12 protein-coding genes are annotated in these 20,004 nt (G+C 60.3%); 1 reads left to right on the top strand and 11 read right to left on the bottom strand.

Features of this window, described 5'->3' with window-relative positions:
* Window positions 1-7: 7 nt before the first annotated feature.
* The gene (locus tag AC5E6W_RS09315) at window positions 8-964 is read right to left on the bottom strand and encodes a hypothetical protein (RefSeq protein WP_491752010.1); all 957 of its coding nucleotides are present in this window, start codon (window positions 962-964) and stop codon (window positions 8-10) included.
* A 198-nt stretch (window positions 965-1,162) separates the two neighbouring features.
* Here AC5E6W_RS09315 and AC5E6W_RS09310 point away from each other — a divergent pair, with 198 nt between their 5' ends.
* The gene (locus AC5E6W_RS09310; protein ID WP_491752009.1) at window positions 1,163-1,849 is read left to right on the top strand and encodes a TetR/AcrR family transcriptional regulator; all 687 of its coding nucleotides are present in this window, start codon (window positions 1,163-1,165) and stop codon (window positions 1,847-1,849) included.
* Between the two features lie 213 nt (window positions 1,850-2,062).
* Here the strand turns inward: AC5E6W_RS09310 and AC5E6W_RS09305 are convergent, their stop codons facing one another.
* From AC5E6W_RS09305 to AC5E6W_RS09260, 10 genes are all read right to left on the bottom strand, one after another.
* On the bottom strand, window positions 2,063-4,363 hold the full coding sequence (locus AC5E6W_RS09305; protein WP_491752008.1) for a hypothetical protein: 2,301 nt from the start codon (window positions 4,361-4,363) through the stop codon (window positions 2,063-2,065).
* Window positions 4,364-4,396: 33 nt separating this feature from the next.
* Complete coding sequence (locus AC5E6W_RS09300; protein ID WP_491752007.1) at window positions 4,397-6,076, bottom strand: M1 family metallopeptidase; 1,680 nt, start codon at window positions 6,074-6,076, stop codon at window positions 4,397-4,399.
* Between the two features lie 51 nt (window positions 6,077-6,127).
* The gene (locus tag AC5E6W_RS09295; RefSeq protein WP_491752006.1) at window positions 6,128-7,114 is read right to left on the bottom strand and encodes an aldo/keto reductase; all 987 of its coding nucleotides are present in this window, start codon (window positions 7,112-7,114) and stop codon (window positions 6,128-6,130) included.
* 20 nt (window positions 7,115-7,134) lie between these two features.
* Complete coding sequence (locus tag AC5E6W_RS09290; protein WP_491752005.1) at window positions 7,135-9,738, bottom strand: DPP IV N-terminal domain-containing protein; 2,604 nt, start codon at window positions 9,736-9,738, stop codon at window positions 7,135-7,137.
* A 137-nt stretch (window positions 9,739-9,875) separates the two neighbouring features.
* Window positions 9,876-11,510, bottom strand: coding sequence for a family 43 glycosylhydrolase (locus tag AC5E6W_RS09285; RefSeq protein WP_491752004.1), 1,635 nt, complete (start codon window positions 11,508-11,510; stop codon window positions 9,876-9,878).
* 51 nt (window positions 11,511-11,561) lie between these two features.
* Window positions 11,562-13,136, bottom strand: coding sequence for a glycoside hydrolase family 27 protein (locus AC5E6W_RS09280; protein WP_491752003.1), 1,575 nt, complete (start codon window positions 13,134-13,136; stop codon window positions 11,562-11,564).
* Window positions 13,137-13,354: 218 nt separating this feature from the next.
* Window positions 13,355-14,098, bottom strand: coding sequence for a GntR family transcriptional regulator (locus tag AC5E6W_RS09275; RefSeq protein WP_491752002.1), 744 nt, complete (start codon window positions 14,096-14,098; stop codon window positions 13,355-13,357).
* Window positions 14,099-14,224: 126 nt separating this feature from the next.
* On the bottom strand, window positions 14,225-15,724 hold the full coding sequence (locus AC5E6W_RS09270; protein ID WP_491752001.1) for an APC family permease: 1,500 nt from the start codon (window positions 15,722-15,724) through the stop codon (window positions 14,225-14,227).
* A gap of 40 nt (window positions 15,725-15,764) precedes the next feature.
* Window positions 15,765-18,116, bottom strand: a complete 2,352-nt coding sequence (locus AC5E6W_RS09265) for a glucosidase family protein (RefSeq protein ID WP_491752000.1) — start codon at window positions 18,114-18,116, stop codon at window positions 15,765-15,767.
* 56 nt (window positions 18,117-18,172) lie between these two features.
* Complete coding sequence (locus AC5E6W_RS09260) at window positions 18,173-19,942, bottom strand: DUF885 family protein (RefSeq protein WP_491751999.1); 1,770 nt, start codon at window positions 19,940-19,942, stop codon at window positions 18,173-18,175.
* Window positions 19,943-20,004 lie beyond the last annotated feature (62 nt).

Raw genomic sequence — 20,004 nt, 5'->3', positions numbered from 1 at the left:
ATTCCGCTCACGCAGCCCGTTTCGGTTCGCGCTTCTGCAGTTCCCTGTCGATTTGCTTCGCAATAGACTTCGCGATGCCGTCTGCAAGCCCGAGACTGTCGGAGTCGCTACGATCGCTCTTCTTCATCTGCGCGTCAAAAACAGTCTTCTCTTTGACGTCCTGCAGACTGATATCGAAGGAAAGAGATGTCGTTCCGAGAAACAACCCTAAGGGTCCAGTCGAGGCGCGCAAGGCACGATTGCCTTTCTTGAATCCCATTACCGTCACATGCAAGGTCAATGCCGTGCATCCAACGCCGGAGGAACGATCACCTGCCCGGAGGAAGCTATCGTTCGGATCCCGCACCTTCAACTGCTTATAGATCTGCTCATAGAGCAGAATTCGATACTCATCCGGCAAGGCTATCCCGGTCACGGTAATCGGAGCAAGCAAAACTGATCTTGGCCTCGGCTCGGTTCCAGAACATGGAGGGGGTGAAATCACCGCGGGTGGCACAAGGTTTGCGATCAGGTCTTCGCGGATCGCAGCAGCCTTCTGAAAGGGCACAGCAAAGACCACTCCGTGATAACCACCATGGTCATCGAGCGACTCGACGGTCAGCAGATCGACCTGGCCGTTGGTCAGCGCACCAAGCGCAGCCCCGCCGCCGTACGGGATAACTTTGCGAACGATCTTCCCGGTCGTACCCCAGGGTTCGGTCCGCTGATCGCCAACGAAGACATTGACAATCCGGTTCCTGGGAATGCTGGTGCGTACCGAATCGTTCGAGAAGATGACCTCACCTGGGGTGACCGCCAGACTTCCCTTGACATCCGGCTTAACCTCCACCAGCCCTGCCACATGGACAACTCCAACGCTTTCGGCCGGGTTCCGAGTGGCGGCTTCTTGAAGACCCTGCGCCTCGACGCATATCGAACACACCATGAAAACAGCAACGACGAGAGGCTTCGAGAAATACGACATCAAACGCTCCTTCGGACTGAACTGTCGATTAGAATAGAGGGATACGCGTACGGATGCAATTTTCTCGTGAGAGGCCGATTCGGAGGATCTGAAGTGGCACATCTTTGCGGCTCGCCTCCTGGATCCATCTTCTGTCCGTGTAAGGTATCGCTCGGGACTCTCGTTTCTGCCGCCGGACAGACCGCTAAAGAGGTAAGGATGAAGACCGTAATACCTGCAACCGAGCTCAATAAGCACCAGGCAAAAACTGCGGCCACACTTCGCAGTCTGCTTGAGGCCTCGGAGAGAGTCTTCGTTCGTGACGGCTATGAGCGCGCCCAGATAGAAACCATTGCAGCAGAAGCTGGCCGCACAAAAGGCGCCGTGTATGCGCATTTCCGGAGTAAGGAAGATATCTTCTTTGCTCTGATCGAGAAGAAGATCAAGGGCAGACGGGATGAGTTTCTTCGTGCCTCTGAAGGAATGAACATCGATCAACGCCGGGCCGCAGTCAAGCAGCTCTTTCTTGGCGCGCTCCAAGATGAGACCTGGCCCATTCTTATGCTGGAGTTCAAGCTCCTGGCATTACGTAATAAGGATTCCCTGCAGCGGATGCGGGATCTTTATCAGCTTGCTTATGAAGACACCAGCCGGGCCATGTTGGCTGGAAAGGGCTTCTCTACGGAGGGAACGCGAGAGAGGGATCTCGTGGCTCTGGCCGTCCTGCGAGGCATCCCAAGTGCCCTGATCTTGGAGAAGCAATTCAGCCCCACGCTAATCTCTTCTGCAATCGCCAAGCAGGTGTTCGAAAACATCTTCGATGCCCTGGTTGGGATCGGGCACAATCCGCCATCGCCTCGAACCACGAAGGGGACCAAGCGGGCAACACGAGCAAAGAAACTTTAGAAGCCGCAAGGTCGATGCGGTCAACGTCTGCCCCTCGCTGTGGTTACCCAAACCGCGTTCGTGCCAGCGATAGTTGATCGACCTTAGATTTGGCAGCCGCTCGATCAGCGTGCACGAAAAGCTATGCGCTCGCTAAGGTGCAGGTCCTTCGGATGGCGACAACGCTGTCGATGGCTCCCATCTCTTCCCTCCCAACGATCTCGCATCCCCCCTCTAGCGTGGATCGGTCGTCATCACGGAGCGGTGCCCTGTGGTCGTATCCCAATAGTCCATCCAGTGAACCCTGATGCCGTCCACATCTTTCATCAGTTCCGGCGGTACGGTATGTCCGTGCTCGAGCACGAGGACCATGCCCGTATTGAAGCGCTTCTGCGCATGGTCCACATCCGGCATGCGGGGACCTTCAGCTGCGATCACATCGTTGATGGTGATCTTCGTGCGATCCGCCTTGAAGATAGGGTGGCCGTCTGCGTCGTTGCCCTGCCGCTGCAGGTTGCGAAGCAGGAAAAAGTCCGGCACTTCGCTCGGGGCAATAAGTCCCATGAGATAAAGATCGAGATAGGACCACCCCGTCGCCGGCACGTAATAGTCGTCATCGAGTTGTGTGAACGTGCCATCGAAGTTATCCTGCCACACACCTCCGCCCATCGCTGAGGCCTCGGTCGGCCGCTGATATGGAAAGGCCGCGGGAGCCTGCAGGCCGGTAGCCCAATGCGTAGGCCCAAGCGGGATGAGTTCGCCATGGATCTTCGCTGAGACGAAGGCCGACCAGCGATGGCCCATCTCATGCCCGATCTGAGACATCGCGTAGTCATACGGTGGCAGCTTGCCATTGAAGGTGCGCTCCGCAAGCTGATGCGTGTAAGCGACGATGTTATGCCGGCTCTCGTCCTTCACGCCTTCCGGCGGATATTCCGCCATCTGGTTCGAGCCCATATACACCGGTTGCACGAACTGCCACTGGAAGCGGCCCTGCGTGCAGTAGCTCGCCAAATTGCGCTGTTGGGTGCCGATGCCTGTCACGGCGCCACCATTGGGGCCTCCGCCCAGCGGCCCTGTGCTCGGAGTACCGGCCTCCGGATTGTCGATGCGGAAGTCCGAGTAATACGCGAGCATGTCGAAGCGATCACCCAGCGCCTTGATGACCGAGCAGGTTAGATCGTTCGCGCGCGGAGCCTCGGGATAGTAGAAGCTCTCATAGAGCACAGGGAACGCTCCATCCTGCTTCTTCAGTGTGGCCAGGTCGACCTCTGGACTGCCAATGCCCGCAAGCTTCACGACTTGCGCCGGCGCCTGTGCCGCATGAACTCCGGTGGCCTCGGCGCTCGCGGAGAGATAGACCTCGGAGCCCTCGCGCATGCCCACGGGCAACGTTCCGCTCAGCATGATCGCGTTGCCCTCGACCATCACCTCCGGTGAGAGGCCATTGCCGAAACCCACGTAACGCGGCCCGCGGCCCTCCGCACCGGGACGCTGCCGGAACGCGCGCATGCCCTGTACACTCCAGACCGTCACACCCGGAGTAGCAGCCACGCAGGAGCCCGTGGGCTTCGTCGCGCTGAGGCACACACGATACACGAGACCTGCGGCACCGGGATCATCCGCTGCGGGAATAGGTCCTTCGGTCTCAAGCCGAGCCTTGAGATAGACACCATCCGCCGTGCCGAGCTTGATGCTCTTGATCGCGAGCTTCGGATCCATGGCTTGTGCGGACGGCGTCAGTGTGGCGATGATTTTCTCTTCTCCGCCTTGCACCTTCGGAAAAATTCCTACGATGCCATCGCGCGCATGCACCTCATCGTATGTCAGGTCGATGCGGCCATCCTTGTAGAGCACGGCCTGGAAGCGATTCGTCGTCGGCCTCCACGTCCAGTCCTGTATGCCCGCAAAAGGTTCGCTGAGCGTCCAGGTGATCACTGCGCGGTCATCTAGCTCCTTCAGGTAACGCGTGCCATTCATGCGCGGCTTGAAGAACGCACTGATAGCCGGCGTCCCATTGATGAACGTGCTGCCCACGTGCTGCAGCAGTGCATAGCGTTCCACCGCAAGGCCACCTTCGCGGCTGCCCGGCAGAGCCTGGCCACGAGACCGACCTCCGCCCGTCGCAGCCGGTTCTCCGAAAGTGATAGAACCTGTGAGCCCTATAGACAAAGCGTTCCGCGCCATGCCAGAGAATGGAAAGCTGAACTTCGTAAGTGTCGCGTTGGGATTCTTCACCTCCTCACCGAAGTCCTTGTCCCATGCTTCCGGCAGCGTCTCCATGCGATAACGTGAGCCTTCTGGAGTGAAGCGGAGCGTGCGATGCTCCAGGTCGAACAGATGTGGCTTGCCGAGCGCGTCCTCATTCAACGTAAGGACGATGAGGTTGCCGTGCGTGCTCACAGTGCCGATGGACTTGCCTGGAGACATGCGGTCCTGCGCGGCAGCAGTTACGATCGAGCCGATCCACACTAAGCCCGTGAGCTGGCACAAAGCCGCGCAGAATCTTTTCCTCATCGAGATACGAGTACGCATGCGAGTTTTTATCCTCAGGAAAAATATCGGTCGTTACTGCTTCTGAACCTTCACGTAATAGAGATCGGTGGCTACATCGAAGCGCTCGCGATCAAGCGGCGTCTTCATCGTCTGCCAGCGCGTGGTCACGGGCGTAATGAGCTGCCAATGCTCCTTGTCGCCCACCTTGATCGGCATCGCAAAGGCAGCTTCATCGGCCAGCCAGCGGTACGAGACCGCATGTGCGTGCTCATCGAAGCGCAGCTCGAGCACGGGAATCGCCGCATGACGGAGATACTCATCGAAGATCGGCGTCAGGTTCCTCTTACTGTGCTGGCTAAAGAACGCCGCAACATCCGTTGTCATGATGGTCTGATACTTGAAGTGCTGGTAATAGTCATGCAGCAGGGCAAACCACTCGCGATCATCGTCGATGACGCTGCGAACTGTATTGAGAAACAGTCCACCTTTCTTATACTGATCAACCGGCGGCGTGCACACCGTTCCCTCGCGACAGATCACAGGTTCAGCATTCTTCACATTTTCCTTACCCGTGTTCACGTACAGAATCGCATCGCCCTTGCCCCACATATACTCCACGAAGACCCCCTCGAGGTAGTTCGCCCAACCTTCGTGAATCCACATATCGGAGCGGTCCCGAGCCGTGATGCTGTTGCCGAACCATTCGTGCGCGCTCTCGTGCACGATGATGAAGTCGAACCACGTGCCGATGCCGGTCTTCGGCCGACCCAGGTAACCGTTCTCGAAGTGATTGCCATAGGTGATGGCGGTCTGGTTTTCAACGCCTGAGTACATTGCCTCTACCAGCTTGTAGCCATCGCGATAGAACGGATACTCGCCGAAGGTATGTTCAAACGCCTTGAGCATGTTCTTCACTTGAATGAACTGATGCTTGGCTTTGTCGAGATCTTCGGGGAAGACATAGTAGTCCAAAGTGAGCGCGCCATACTGATCGCTGTACACATCGCTGAAATGCACATATTTGCCCACGTTCAGCGACACGTCGTAGTTATTGATGGGGTAACTCACATGCCAGTTCCATCGGGTAAAGCCGTCGCCTAGATCCGTCTTACTCTGGAAGCGGCCATTCGACACCTCGACGAGATCGCTGGGTGCCTCAACGCTGATGTCCATCGACTCGACTTCATCTCGCCATTGGTCCTTGTTTGGCCACCATACGCTCGCACCCTCTTCCTCGCACGCAGTGTTGGCAAGCGGACGCCCCATGGGATCTTTGCGAAAGACGAAGCCTCCGAAGCGCCCCATCTCCACCGGATGACCGGAGTAATAGAACTCGATGCTGTACGTGTCTCCCTTGCGCAGCGTCTCCGGAAAGTCGACATATACTGTGCGGCCCGCAGCGCGCTCATATTTGAGTTCGTGCGTGCTGCCATCGGCAGCATCCAGCAGGATCTTATCGATGCTGAAGGTCGGGACAAGGTCCAGCTGGATGCGCTTGCCCGGCTCCAGCATTTTGAAACGGATCAGGTTCTTTCCCCCCAGGGTCCCATGCTCAGGATCGACGCGCACATCAAGGTGGTAATAGAGGAGGTCATTGTTCGCGCGATACGGTCCGTACTCTCCACGCAGCCGGTCGGCGTCACTCACGGCGGCGGGCGCGCCCGCGACAGTGGTCTGCGCCATAACGTTCAATACCGCGCAGAACATCGAAGCAGCCAGAAGCGATACAGCAAACCCTCGAGTAATCCTCATACGTTGTGCCCATCCCTTCCTCGCTCTATGCGGAGCATGGCGTCGTCTGTTCTAAGAATCGCGAGTTGGCGCAAAGATCGAATCTTCCGCATATCGCTCCCCCGCAATGTTCTGCGGGGCAAAGACGCGATCGAGCTCTTCCCTCTCGCTCTTCGTCAGCTCGATGTCGAGAGCTCCAAAGTTCTCTTCAAGATGCTTCACCGTGCGTGTGCCTGGAATAGCAAACATATTCGGCGAGGCCTGTAATACCCACGCGAGAGCCACCTGGCTGCTCGTGCCATTCTTGCGTCCCGCCAGAGTGTGAACGGCTGCGGCGAGCTCAGTATTTCTTTGGAAATTCTCCCCCTGGAAGCGAGGCAGTGAGCCACGAAAGTCTCCTTGCTCAAGCGCAATCGATCCAGGAGAAGCAGCGAACAGCCCGCGTCCCAACGGGGAGAATGCGAGGAAGGCCAAGCCAAGTCTCGCTGTGAGCGGAATAAGTTCGCATTCCGGCTCGCGCGTCCAAAGCGAATACTCGCATTGCACCGCCGCAATGGGATGGACGGCCTGTGCTCGCAATAACTCCGTCGACGTCACCTCCGAAAGTCCAATGCTCCGGACCTTGCCTGCAGTTACAGCCTCGGCAAGCGCGCCGACGCTCTCCTCGATAGGAATACGCGGGTCAACACGATGCAGCGTGCAGAGATCCAGCGCATCGGTGCGCAGACGTTGCAGGCTCGCGTCAATAGCCTTACCCAGATACTCTGGGGTGCCGTTACGCTCAACCACCTTGCCGGAGGAGTCGCATACCAGCCCGACCTTGGTCCCCAACACCACCGCATCACGGCGACCCACCAGCATCTCGCCCAGCCACCGCTCATTCTCTCCGCCACCATAGCTGTCTGCGGTGTCCAACAAGGTGCAGCCGAGTTCCAGTGCCCGATCGAGCGTGCGGCGTGACTCCGTCGCATCTGCTCGACCATACGCATGAGAGAAGCTGAAGGTCCCCAGCCCAATGGCTGCGACCTCCGCACCTTCACTTCCCAGGCTCCGCTTCAATAGCACCTGTCGAGCCTCCGCTACTGCCCCGCCTCTTCGTGGTCTTCCTTGTTTTCCTTGAGAGCGACCTTATTCCAATCGGGCGGCTCGACACCGAGGAGATAGTGCACGAAATAGTCGTCGCGATAATGCTCGCTGGCGAGGATGCCCACGCCATGGTTCTGCCCCGGGACGTACATCATGTCGAAGTGCTTGTGCGCCTTCACCAGCGCGTTAACCACCTGCAGCGAGGACGCGGGGTCCACGTTCGAGTCCATCTCACCGATGATGATCAGCGCGCGTCCCTGCAGCTTGCTTGCATTGACGACGTTCGACGCGGCCTCATACTGCGGGCCGATCGGGTACCCCATCCACTGCTCGTTCCACCACATCTTGTCCATGCGGTTATCGTGGCAACCACTGTTCGTCACCACTACCTTGTAGAGCTCCGGGTGGAACAGCATGGCGCCCAGCGAGTTCTGTCCTCCAGCCGAAGTGCCGAAGATACCCACCCGCGTGGCGTCGTACCAGGGATACTTCGCGGCAGCTGCCTTGTGCCACAAGATGCGATCCGGGAAGCCCGCATCGCCGAGGTTCTTCCACGCCACATCATGGAAGGCCTTGGAGCGATTGCTGGTGCCCATGCCATCGATGTGCACCACGATGAAGCCAAGCTCCGCCAGCCCCTGGTCCGGCGCCACGGCGCTGAATGTCTTCGGCACGAACGATCCCTGCGGCCCCGCATAAATGTTCTCGAGGACCGGATACTTCTTTGAGGGATCGAAGTTCAGAGGCTTCGTGATCGTGCCCCAGATATCCGTCTTGCCGTCGCGTCCCTTGGCCACAAAAACCTCGGGAGAACGGAAGCCCGCGGCGAGCAGCGCGGACGTGTCCCCCTTATCCAGTGCGAGTACGAGCTTGTGGTCTTCGCTATGGCGAAGCTCCGCGGCAGGAGCAACGTCCACGCGCTGCCAGGTATCGACATAGAACGCATGGTCCTTAGAGAACACCGCAGTATGCATGCCGTCGGCATCCGTCAGGCGCGTCAGCCCCGTGCCATCGAAGTTGATCCGGTAATACTGCGTAAAGTATGGATCCTGTCCGGGCACGCTACTGCCCGCGGCGAACCAGACCTGCCGCTTCGCCTCATCCACCCACGCGACCTCGCGAACGAGCCAGTCACCCTTGGTGATCTGGTTCTTCACCTTTCCGGTTGCGCCGTCGTAGAGGTAAAGGTGCTCCCATCCATCGCGCTCAGAGGCCCAGAGAATCTCCTTGCCGTCGTTCACGTCGAAGCGATACTTGCGTCCCGCCGAGAGCCCCGGCCCAAGGTTGCTGTAGTAGAAGAAGGTCTTCGTCTCTTCATCAATGAGTGCGCGGGGCGTGCCGGTCGCCGCGCTCACCTCGATTACCTTGTAGGCCTGATGACCACGCTGGTTGTACTCGAAGGTGAAGCCGCGGCCATCCTTCCACCACACCGGAGGGGTGATGTCATACGGATTCGGAAAGAGTGACCGGTCGATCTCAATCCCCTTGCGCGAAGCCACATCGAAGAGCACTGGATACGCGATGTCCACCGGATCGCCGGGCTTCGCATAGTGCACGGTCGTGTGCTTCGGCTGCAGCTGATCCTTTGGCGAGGACTCGATGTACATCACCTCGCGATCGAATCCGGGGCGCGTGTGATACGCCACGATCTTCGTCGAGTCCGGCGACCAGGCCACAGTCCGCAGCGAGTAGTAGTTATTCTCCGAGCCATCGAAGCTCAGCTGCACAGCCTCGCCCTTGCCCACCGGCTTCAGGAAGACATTGAAGTCCTGGATGAAGGCCTGCCACTTGCCGTCGAAGGAATCGCACGTTGCTGGGGGCGTCGCTGGAAGCTGCCCGCCGAACTGCGAACCGACGCCGAGCCGTGCAGGCTGGGCCAGGGCAGAAGCTCCACGGCCCTGTCCGCGCGCGGGCTCATCCTTGCTGACCGCACAGGCACGCGGCAGACGGCTGAGCCGTCCGTTATCTCCCTCCTGTGGCGCAGGCGGCTGCCATGCCAGCCCATCCATCGGATCTCCGCCCGGCCCCTCAGGACTGACCTCCTCGGGGTTCAGATCCTCATCTTCACTCGCCATCCCGCGTCCAGGACCTCCCGCGGGAATCGGCCCGGTCTTCGTGCAAGTGTAGGCCGCGAGATCGCAACGATACATCGAGCCGGCCTCGCCAAAGGTGATCGCCTTGTCCTCCTCCACAAAGGTAAGGGGCGCGCTCTGTTGTGCACTCGCCGCAGGACGAGCTCCGCCGCCACGCTGCGCCAGCGTGGGCTCGAACGGAAGCTTCAGCGCCGTGTAATGTGTTCCCGCAGCCTTGTTGACGGCCTCTGCCAGCTTCTCCTGATCGAACGCTGGCTTCTTGCTCGCCGCATCCGCGTCCACCAGCAGATACTCCGTGCCGCCCTTCACCGTATGCGCGTACCAGAACCGGTGTGTGTCGCCGATCCAATGCGCGGGACCGGGAACATTCACCACGAGGTCGCGCGCCTTCTCCTGCAGGTCATGGGCGCGCTGATAATCAGCCAGCGTTCCCTGCGCGTGCAGCGTAGCGGAAAGCGGAGCACCAAGTAGAAGCGAAAGAACAAGGCGGCCGGCGAAGTTCATCGGAGGAAGGGCTCCTTTGCGGTGCCTACCGATACGCCGAAGACAGAGCTTCGATGGGGACAGGCGAAGGCATCGCGAGAATGTGAGGGACACGAAGAAGTATACGTAAAAGTATTTTTATTAGACGCACCTGTCCGTCATTTTTTGTCTTCTCGCGCGCCGGCGCCTCGGCAGACGCTGGCATCCGCAGGCGGCGCCGGACGGCGGGAGGGCAACTCCGCCTTGGGCGTCAGCGCCTCCCACTCCTCCACCGCGACCGCGGCATACTTGCCGTCCTGGCCCGACGCCTCGAAGACCGCGCGCAGGCATTGCGTGCGGATCGGAGCAAAGCTCACATCGAGGAAACGACGCATGGGCTGCGTCGGATAGACGCTCGGCCGCGGGACCGGCGTCCATACCCCATGCGCCAGATACTCCAGCCGCCAGCTGGCCGGGGGAGCGACGCCTTCCGCCGCTCCTGCCGGATGATCGCCCCAGAAGACAATGCGCGCACCATTCAGCTTCACCGGCTTCGACCACGCATACTCGATCCACTGGCTGGGCGGATTGTTCCTCGACCAGCTTCCCCACATATCCGGCGGCAACGGATTCGCTCGAACGATGCCGTCGTTCAGCGCCTTGATCCAGTACTGCACCGGCACGGGATCATTGCTCGCCGCCGCATAGGCGGCCATCGCGACGTTGCGCGTCGCTTGCGGCGGAGGCTGCGGCTCATGCGTCGGCTTCACCTTCAGCATCCGCGCAGGCCTCACGCTGTCGTCCCACTCCAGCTTGTCGATCGCCACACTGCGGCGGAAGTGGCCGCCATCCTTAGCATCCGCCGTGTGATAGATGAGGTACCACTGCCCCTTGAACTGGATCACGCCCGGATGCGACGTCGTGGACGACACAGGATCGAGGATCACTCCCTGGTACGTCCATGGGCCCAGCGGCGTAGGCGCCGTGCCGTAGGCAATGCACGCGTGATAGATCGCGGGCGTGCAGGGCGAGTTCGGTCCAGCCTGGTTGTCGGCATAGACCATGTAATAAGTATCCCCACGCCGCATCAGCCATGCAGCTTCGAAGAAGCCCGTCAGCGACTTCACCGTCACCACCGGGCCCTTCGGCGTCACCATGTCGCGCTCGAGCTCAACACCCCGAAGCTGACCGAAGGTGCCCCAGTAGAGATACACGCGGCCATCGTCATCCACCAGCACCGTCGGGTCGATGTTCTGGATATTGTTGGGCTCGGGCAGAGACTGCGAGACGATCGGACCCGCAGAATGCGCATCCTTCCACGGTCCCAGCGGGCTGTCCGCCACCGCAACGCCAATGACGAAAGGATCGCGATGCTCACGCTGGCCCTCCTGCACCGGCGCATACAGGTAGAACCGGTGATCCGGGCCTTCGATGATCTGCCCGGCATAGGCATGCCCAGGCTTCGACCATGCAAAGAGAGACTCCGGCCGAAGAATATTAGGATAGTGCTGCCACGTATGCGACGCCACATCCTTTGTGGCGAAGATCTGCCACTCGTTCATCACGAAGTCATTGCGGTTCGGCGCAGCTTCATCGCGTCCCGCGAGGATGTACAGCGTGTCGCCCGCAACCACGGGCGCGGGATCAGCTGAGTAATACGATCCATCGGAGAGAATCGGATTGCCACCGGTATGGAGGATCGTAGGCGTCGGTGCTCCCGTCTGCGCAGCGCACAACGGCAAAAAAATGGCCGCCGCGAACCAGGCGGCGGCCTCACCGATGGACAACCTCAAATACGCGGGCAGAGACGGCACGATCCGATCCTTTCTACGGCACAGACGCCCATTCCGCCATCCTGCAACAATCTACTTCGCGCTGATCTTCACCAGAACCACGCCGTGCGTCGGCACCGTCGCCGTCAGGCTCTCGCCTGTCATCGACGCGGCTTCATGCTTCCACAGGTCACGCAGCGTGAGCTTCTTTCCCGCGAGAGACGCCGGTAGGCTTGCTTTCGGGAACGACATCTCCGCTGCCGAACCGGTGCGGTTGAAGAGCCCCACCACCACCGATCCATCCGCAAGCGGCCGCATCAACACCTCAAGCCCATCCTTGCTCGAGACCGAGGCAACCGGCTTGTAGTTCGGATCCTGATCGACGGCGATCACCTCGCGGTTGAGCAGGATGCTCTTCGTCTCGTCGGTCATCGAGCGCAGGTCATTGCCTGCAATCAGCGGCGCGGCCAGCAGCGACCACAAGCTCATGTGCGTGCGGTACTCATCGGCCGTCATACCACCGTTGCCGATCTCCAGCATGTCCGGATCGTTCCAGTGTCCGGGCTTCTCATAGCCAGCCAGCTTGAGCTGCCCGAAGCCGATGCGGTCCATCGACTCCCAGCGATCGCTGATGTCACCGGTCGTGCGCCACAGGTTCCCGCCGGACGCGTCTCCCCAGCCCGTCCAGACCTGGGCGCGGCCGTACTCGCAAAGGCTATAGACGATCGCCCGATGCGTGGCCTGCAACGCCTCGCCCATCTCCTGGTAGATGGCCTGTAGCGTCGGAGCATCGTCCTTGTAAACGTCGAGGTCGCTGCACAGGTCGTACTTCAGGTAGTCGATGCCCCACGCAGCGAAGGTCTTCGCATCCTGCGCCACGTGGCCATAGCTGCCCTCATAGCCCGCGCACGTCTTTGGCCCCGGCGAAGAGTAAATCCCGATCTTCAATCCCTTCGAGTGCACATAATCCGCGAGCGCCTTCATATCCGGAAACTTCTTGTTCGGGATGAGATTGCCCTGCGCGTCCCGGCCCAGCTCCCACGTGTCGTCGATGTTGATATACACGTAGCCCGCATCGCGCATGCCGCTGGCGACCATTGCGTCCGCCATGCCCCGCACCGACGCATCGTCTACGCGGCCGGCAAACTTGTTCCAGCTATTCCAGCCCATCGGAGGAGTCTTCGCGAGGCCGTTATCCGGCAGCGTCTTGAGCGCCGGCAGCGGCAGCGGAGCCGGAGGCTCCGTCGCCTCCTTCGTCACCTTCTCGCCGACCGCGTGAATCTCGCCCATGCGTCCCTGCGTCGTCAGCATCAGCTTGCCGCCTTCGAGAGTCCCGTCATACGTGATGGGCGGCATCTGGCGACGCGGTGGCTGTCCGAGCGGCGGTGGTGGCGGCGGTGGTGGAACCGTGACGAAATGAATCGCACCGCCCTGGAAGGTGCCCGCGATCGGAATTCCAGTCGGACGCCGTATGAGTTCGCCGGAGATCGTCTCGCCGCTCTGCTGGATATGGAAATACGTCTCGCGAAACGTCCCATCCCCATTGGGCTGCGGTGTACGTACGTCCCAATAGCCATTGAGGTCCTGCGCTATAGCGCCCACCGAGCCAACGGTGAGGAGCGCGGCAAAGACAAAGAGCGATGAGCAAGAGCTCGAGCGGAACTTCATGGCAACTCCAAAGAGACCGGTACGTGCTTCCCGGATCTGCTGGTTCAGAAGGAGCGAGAGACTCTGAGCTCCAGGGCCCGGAGAATAATGAATACTTTTTTGTATATATCAGCGCGGGCATAAGACTGGAAAGAAAAAAGTTCGCTGCACTCAAAATGTCAAAGAAAAAGGCAGCCCACCAGGGCTGCCGTATCTCGATCATGTCTCGCTGCCGGCGTTTACCAGCTCCCGCGCTCACCGAAGATATCGATCACGTGGGCAAGACGCTCGGCGCCTTTCAGCCAGTTCTGCTTCAGGCCGACCTCCACCACATCCGGATCTGCCGCCAAAACCCCGCGGATCACCACCTTGTGCTCCTCCACGGAGGTATGGAGGTCCTTGATGATGGAGCTCGCATAGAGCCTCCAGTAGCGCTCCGTCTGCGGCTCGATACCGCCATGCAGCGTAGTCAGGCGCGGTCCGGCGCCGTACTTGATGATCAGGCGATGAAAGTCGCGGTCGATCTCGAAGATCTCCCCCGGATGCCCGCTCTGTCCGCTGGCGATCGCACTCAGGCGTCCGTTGAGCGCGCTGAGCTGCGCGGCGATCTGCTTGCGTTGTGCCTCCGGAAGTTGCGCGACGCCGCGGCCGGCGATGCCCTCGAGGCTGCCAATGATCATGTACAGCTCATTGGCATCTTCCTTCGTCAGCGGAGCAACAATCATGCGCGACTTGCTGACGTTACGATGCTCCAGCACATATCCCTCGCGCTGCAGCCAGTGGATGGCCCCACGCACAGGGGTGCGGCTCATGTTCAGCCGCTCGGCGAGATCGGCTTCGAGAATCCACGTCCCGGGAGACAGTCGCCCGTGAACGATCAACTCGCGGATATCGCGAAACGCTGTGATGAGGCTCGTGCCGTGCTCGGCCTTCGCTCGTGGGTTCTTCGCAGAGGCGGACTTCTTGCTCGTCTTCGTTGTCATGATGCTCGCGGTCTATTGCCCGGAAACACCTATTATCACACGACTGAAACGCAAAACTGTATGCGAAGGGGTGCGCCAGTCGTGTACTGACCTCCAGCCGGTTCCAGATACATTGCGGCGAAAGGCTCAGGCATCCTGTGCCCGGCGACGAAGCAGCCAATAGACCGGCACCCCGCTCAGCACGATAAATAACCCCGGCCAGGTCGTTGCCGTGCGATAGGCGAAGAGCACTACGAGCACGATGGTCGCTCCCACGATGTACAGCGCCGGCAGCCATGGGTAGCCCCAGCAGCGATAGGGCCTGACAGCATGCGGCTGCGTGCGGCGCAGCCGGAAGATCGCGAACACGGTCAGGATATAGAAGATCAGGGCTGCGGAGATGACATAGTCCAGCAGGTTGCTATAGAGATTGCCGTAGGTGCGAGTCGCCGCGTCATAAGTACGGGGCAATACCAGCACCAGCGCCCACGCGCATTGCATCATCAGGGCAGAGGCGGGAACGCCCTGCCGGTTCAACCGCCCCGCACTGCGGAAAAACAGCCCGTCCTGCGCCATGGCATAACAGGCCCGTCCGCCCGCCAGCGTAATGCCGTTCACCGTGCCAAAGGTGGAGACCATGATCAGCACGGCCATCGCGAGCTTCCCCACTCCCGGCAACACGGTATCCACCACCAGAGTGGCCACACGGTCCGAGGGCGCCGTCTGAATGGCATGCACCGGAAGCACCGCAAGATAGCAGAGGTTACACAGCAGGTAGAGCACGATAACCAGCGAGGTGCCCAGAGCCAGCGACAGGGGCAAATTGCGCTCCGGTCGCCGCACCTCACCCGCAACGAAGGTGATGTCATGCCAGCTATCCGCGGAGAACAATGAACCGGTCTGCGAGACGCACAACGCAATGATCATGCCGAAGAGGGTTGCGACGTTCGTCGCCCCAATCTGCGCTGTCGCATGTGGCGTCCACGCATCGGCAAAGTTGGCACGCAACACAGCGGAGGAGTGCAGCGCCGCATAACCACCGAGTCCAAGCAGCAACACCATTCCCAACAGCTTGGCGACCGTGAAGACGTTCTGGATGAGCTTGCCCCAGCGCACCCCATAGCAGTTCACTACCGCGATCAACAGAATGATACCCAGCGCAAGTGCCTGCGCCGTGGAAAGCGAAACCGCATAACCAGGCAGCAGATTGATCGGCGCGACGAGGTAGTTCGATTCGCTGATCCCAGGGAAGATCACTCCGGCAAAGCGCGCGAAGGCAATCGCCACCGCGGCGATCGTGCCTGTCTGGATCACCGTGAGCAGTGTCCAGCCATAGAGGAAGCCCACCAGCGGCGAGAAGGCCTCGCGCAGGTAGACATACATGCCGCCGGCGCGGGGCATCATCGCCGCCAGTTCGCCGTAGCTCAGCGCCGCCGCCACCGTGAGCACACCCGTGATGACCCACGCAACCAGCAGCCAGCCCGCCGAGCCGACCTGCCGTGTGATCTCTGCGCTCACAATGAAAATGCCAGAGCCCACCATGATGCCCGAGACGATCATCACAGAGTCGAAGAGACCCAAGGCTCTCTGGAACTCTCCACCTTCGCCGCTCGTCTCCGCCTGCATGGAATGAATCTCTGCGCTCAAACGCTGTGCCTCCTGGTGAACCTGCCTGCTCTCGCGTCAACTACGCTAACGTCGCGACGACCTCGAAGTGACGAACACCGTTGGGAGCAAAGACCGCGGCCTCACGATGCGTACCGCCCACTGTACCGGGTTTCCCGTTCACAAGAACACTCGCCAGCTTCTTCCCTTCCGGCGCGCGGAAGCTCACGTGCATCTCCTTCGGTAGCTTGCCGCTCGCCGGCAACGTCACCGTGGCAACCAGCATGTCGCCGCCGCGCGACTCGAGCTTGTAACTCACGCGGCCATAGCGCGTAGGAGCCTGCTCCATCGCAATCGCCTTACCGGTAGCGATCCACTCCCTCGGAATGGCACGGCCGAGATGCAGCTGGTCTTTGTCGCTATCTTCAAACACCAGCATCCAGCGCACCAGCAGAGGAATCGTCTGCTGCGCGGGGATGCAGAAGATCGCCCCGCCACCGGTGATCCCGGAGACCTCACCCGCCGTCCAGCTGCCGCGCGTGTGATCGTGATAACGATGCGCGTACAGGAAAAGGATGTACTCCTCGATGCGGCCCAGGCGTAGCAGCATCTGCGCATAGCCATACGAAATGAAGCCGAGGATCGCACGCCCGTTAGGATTCGCCCGCCCCACGTTCGCTACGACACCCACCGTCGTCGCTCCATACGCCCGCATCGTGTCGATGACCGCATTCGCCTTCGCCTCCGGCAACACGTTAGCCTGCAGCAGCTCCGCGTAGCAGCGATGTGGCCATTGTTGCTCGCTGGGATGCTCCTTCTCGAGCGCCTCGCGGAAGGTATATTGCGACCCAGGCAGCAGCGGCACATAGGCCGGTTTCATGTCGACGCGCGTGTTGGCGTCAAGGCTCTTCAGCAGCGTCTCCTGCAGACGATCGGCGCGCTTCTCCCAGTCGGCAGTCTTCGCCGTAAAGCCCAGAGTGCGCCATGTCGTCGCGAGTTCGCGCCACCCACGCACCGCAAACGCGCTGTTCGCGTAGTACGGTTTCCACCACACAGAAGGATCGGGCGAGAGACACGCATCGGACTCACACCAGCCGTGGATGAGCCCGTGACCACGGTCGCTTTCAGGCAGCGCGAGCGCTTCGTCCTGAAGCTCGGCAAGCATTGTGGCGATGGCCTCGATCTTCTCGCGATGCTTCGTCAGCAGCGCGCGATCGCCAGTGGCCCCGTAATACTGCGCGATCAGCAGCAACGTCAGCCCATACTGCGCCGTCTCCGGACCCCGCATGTTGACCATGCCTTTGCTATCGGTGAAGTCGGAGAAGTAATTCTCGAAGACCTCGCGCGCCAGCTCCAGCCGCCCGCACTCCATGTTCGCGTAGAAGGACATCGTGAAGATGTCCTGGAACCCGTCATACTCCGAGCCGTAGTAGTCGCGATCCACCGCGCCGTACTTGGGATACACGCCACCCGGGCGCACCATCAACTCCTTCACGAAGGCATAGCGTGCCATGTTGGTCCAACTCGCATCGGGCAGCGTGATCGTGCTCATGTCGCGAAGCTGATGCTCCCAGTATTCGGCAAAGACCAGCAGAGCTTGAAAGAACTCCTCGGGCTTCGGATCTTGACGCCGCCGCGTGTACGCCGGATAGCTGTAGCCGTACTCCACCTTCACGACCTTGCCATCCTGCACATGCGCCATACGATGCCATGTCTGCACGATGAAGCGACCCTTCGCCAGCACATCGCCGAAGACGACAATCTCATAGTGGCCGCCATTATCAGCCGGCATCACCTTGCGCACTGCCGGCATCCAGCCGCCAATCAGGCCATCATGACGTTCGTTGGAACGCTCCTGAGTGAGCTCCTTGAAGTACTGCACCGGATGGTAAGTTCGCGTGTTGCCGCTGGGAAACACCGGCATCGTGTCACTGCACTCGCGCGTGCCCACGAAGGTGTCCCAGCTTGGACGATAGTTAGGGTTCGGTGTCTTCGGATGCGACGAGTGCATCGGAGGCGCGGCGGCACGAACCTCATCTTCCTTTGGATCGCCATGCTCCAGCAGCTTGTCCGCAAGTAAGTCAGGACCGGCCATACCGATGTCCTTGATGTCGAGACCAAGGTGCTGCGGATCATCCGAAGCGAAACTGGCCTCGGCGCTCTTGGGCATCACACGCGCACGTCCCGAGATCGAGACGAATGTGATCGCGCCGTCGCGTGTACGCAGATCCTCATACGCCTTCCAGCTTTCGCCGTTGTGAGTGAAGCTTGCCATCAACGCGTGCCCGGCAACATCCACCTTGCCCGCAGGCACGCTGCCCAGCGTGCCTGCGGCATGAGCGGGTTTGCTGGCCTTCTGCTCAGCGATAGCGCCCAGGGTATTGGCAGCCGCCGCGCTGGCAGCGACCGTCTGCAAAAACCTGCGTCGATCCATGGTGCACGTCACCTTTCGGTTCTAGAGCCGCTAGCATGCTTCCACACGAAGGGCGCTTACGGATGCGTTGGATGCGCGCCGTAGTATTCCCAGCTTGTCTTGTAATCGCGGCTGAGCTTCTGGTTCTCGAGATCGGCACGCAGGATCTCGAGGGGCATCGCTCCCTCATGCAGAATCGCGTCGTGGAACTGACGCTCGGTCATCTTCTTCGAGTCCACCAGCTCATGCCGCATCGCACGGAACTGCAGGGCGCCCATCAGGTACGCGCACTGATACAGGGGTCCCACCGAACCATCGAACGAACGCCGCACCTCGGCTGTTGCGTTGTCCGGCTCGAAGCCTACTGCATCGATGAGGAACTGCACACACTGCTGGGGTGTCCACTTGCCTAGGTGGAAGTTCATCGTGAAGATCACGCGCGCGGAGCGGTGCATGCGCCACACTAGCGCGCCCACGCGTTCCTCAGGAGTGCGATCGAAGCCCTTGTCCCAGAGCACCATCTCCCAATAGAACGAGTTACCCTCGCTCCAGAACGGCGTGGAGAATGGCCGTCGATACGTGTGATATCGCGAGGCCATGTAGAACTGCAGGAAGTGGCCCGGGATCATCTCGTGAAACGCGGTCGCGTGGGCGAAGGGAATGTTGTTGCCCTTCATGCTCATCTCGCGCTGATCGAAGGTCATCGTATCCGTTGGGTACGACACGCTGATCTCATTGCCGCCGGTGAAGAACGGGTTCACCAGCTGGCGCTGGGGCGTCATCATGATCATGCGCCACGTCTCATCGGCCAGCGGCGGTACGGTCACGAGATCGTTCTTCTTCACAAAGTCGCTGCCTTCGACAACGAGCTTGCGAATCAGCTCCGGCTGTTCGCCGGGCTCCACATGCATGGACTTCACCTTCTCGACGGCCTTGTGCCAGTCGTCGCCATAGCCCATCTCATGCGACGCCTTCAGCATCTCCTTCATGCACCAGTCGTACTCGGTCTGTGCAATCGCGATGAGCTCTTCCGGCGTGTACGGGATCATCGTGTCCTGCAGTTCCGCCAACAGAGCGTCGCGGCCCACGGGGTCGCCGATGATCGTCGTCTTGTCATCCGGCGCGATGCCGATCAGCTTCTCCTTCAGAAACCCGGAGTAGCCCGTCAGCGACTTATCCATATCCTTGAATGGTTGCGCCGCCCACCAGGTAAACAGCGGGTCATAGCCGTTGTACTGGTCGAACCAGTCATGCAGCGCCATGCCGATCTGGCGGGTGGCATTCACAGCGCGGTTGGCGACAACCGGATCGACCTTTGGCTTCGCTGCTGCCGGCGCGGCATCAACCGTCTTCGCCGCCCCACGCGGGCCACGAGGCGAAGGATCGTACTCCTTGCGAACCTCTTCAATCTGCCGCGCAATCTCCGTCAGCGTCGCCGCGGTCTTTTCCGCATTCGGCGTCTTCATCTCCCGCCTCGCGTCCAGCAGCGCCTCCACGTTCTTTTCGAACGGCAGCAGTGGCAGCATCTCCTCGATTTGCTTCTGCTGGATCGCCTGCTGGTGCTGCTGCGAGACCAGCAAGTTACGAAAGAGCACGTAGTCGACCTGGTCCTCATGCGAAAGACGGTCGAAATCAATAGCGTTCAGAGATGCGAGTTCATCCGCATAGAACTTCGCAAAGCGGGCCATGTGAGATGTGGAGATCGCCAGCGGGTAAGTCCGCTGCAGCGCCATGCCATCGGCCGCGTACTGCTCGAGGATGGGCCGCATCACCGGGCTCCCATCCACCGATCCAGAAGCCGAAGCCGGGGCCGCGCCCCACGCAGATCCCGCAAACAAAGCCGCCATCGCCAGACTGCTGACAGTCTTCCTCCACGATCGACACATATCGCACTCCCAGGGGGCAGATA

The organism is Bryocella sp., assembly GCF_058498515.1.
Note: the sequence above shows the minus strand (reverse complement) of the source record. Positions and strands in the feature narration are given on the sequence as shown.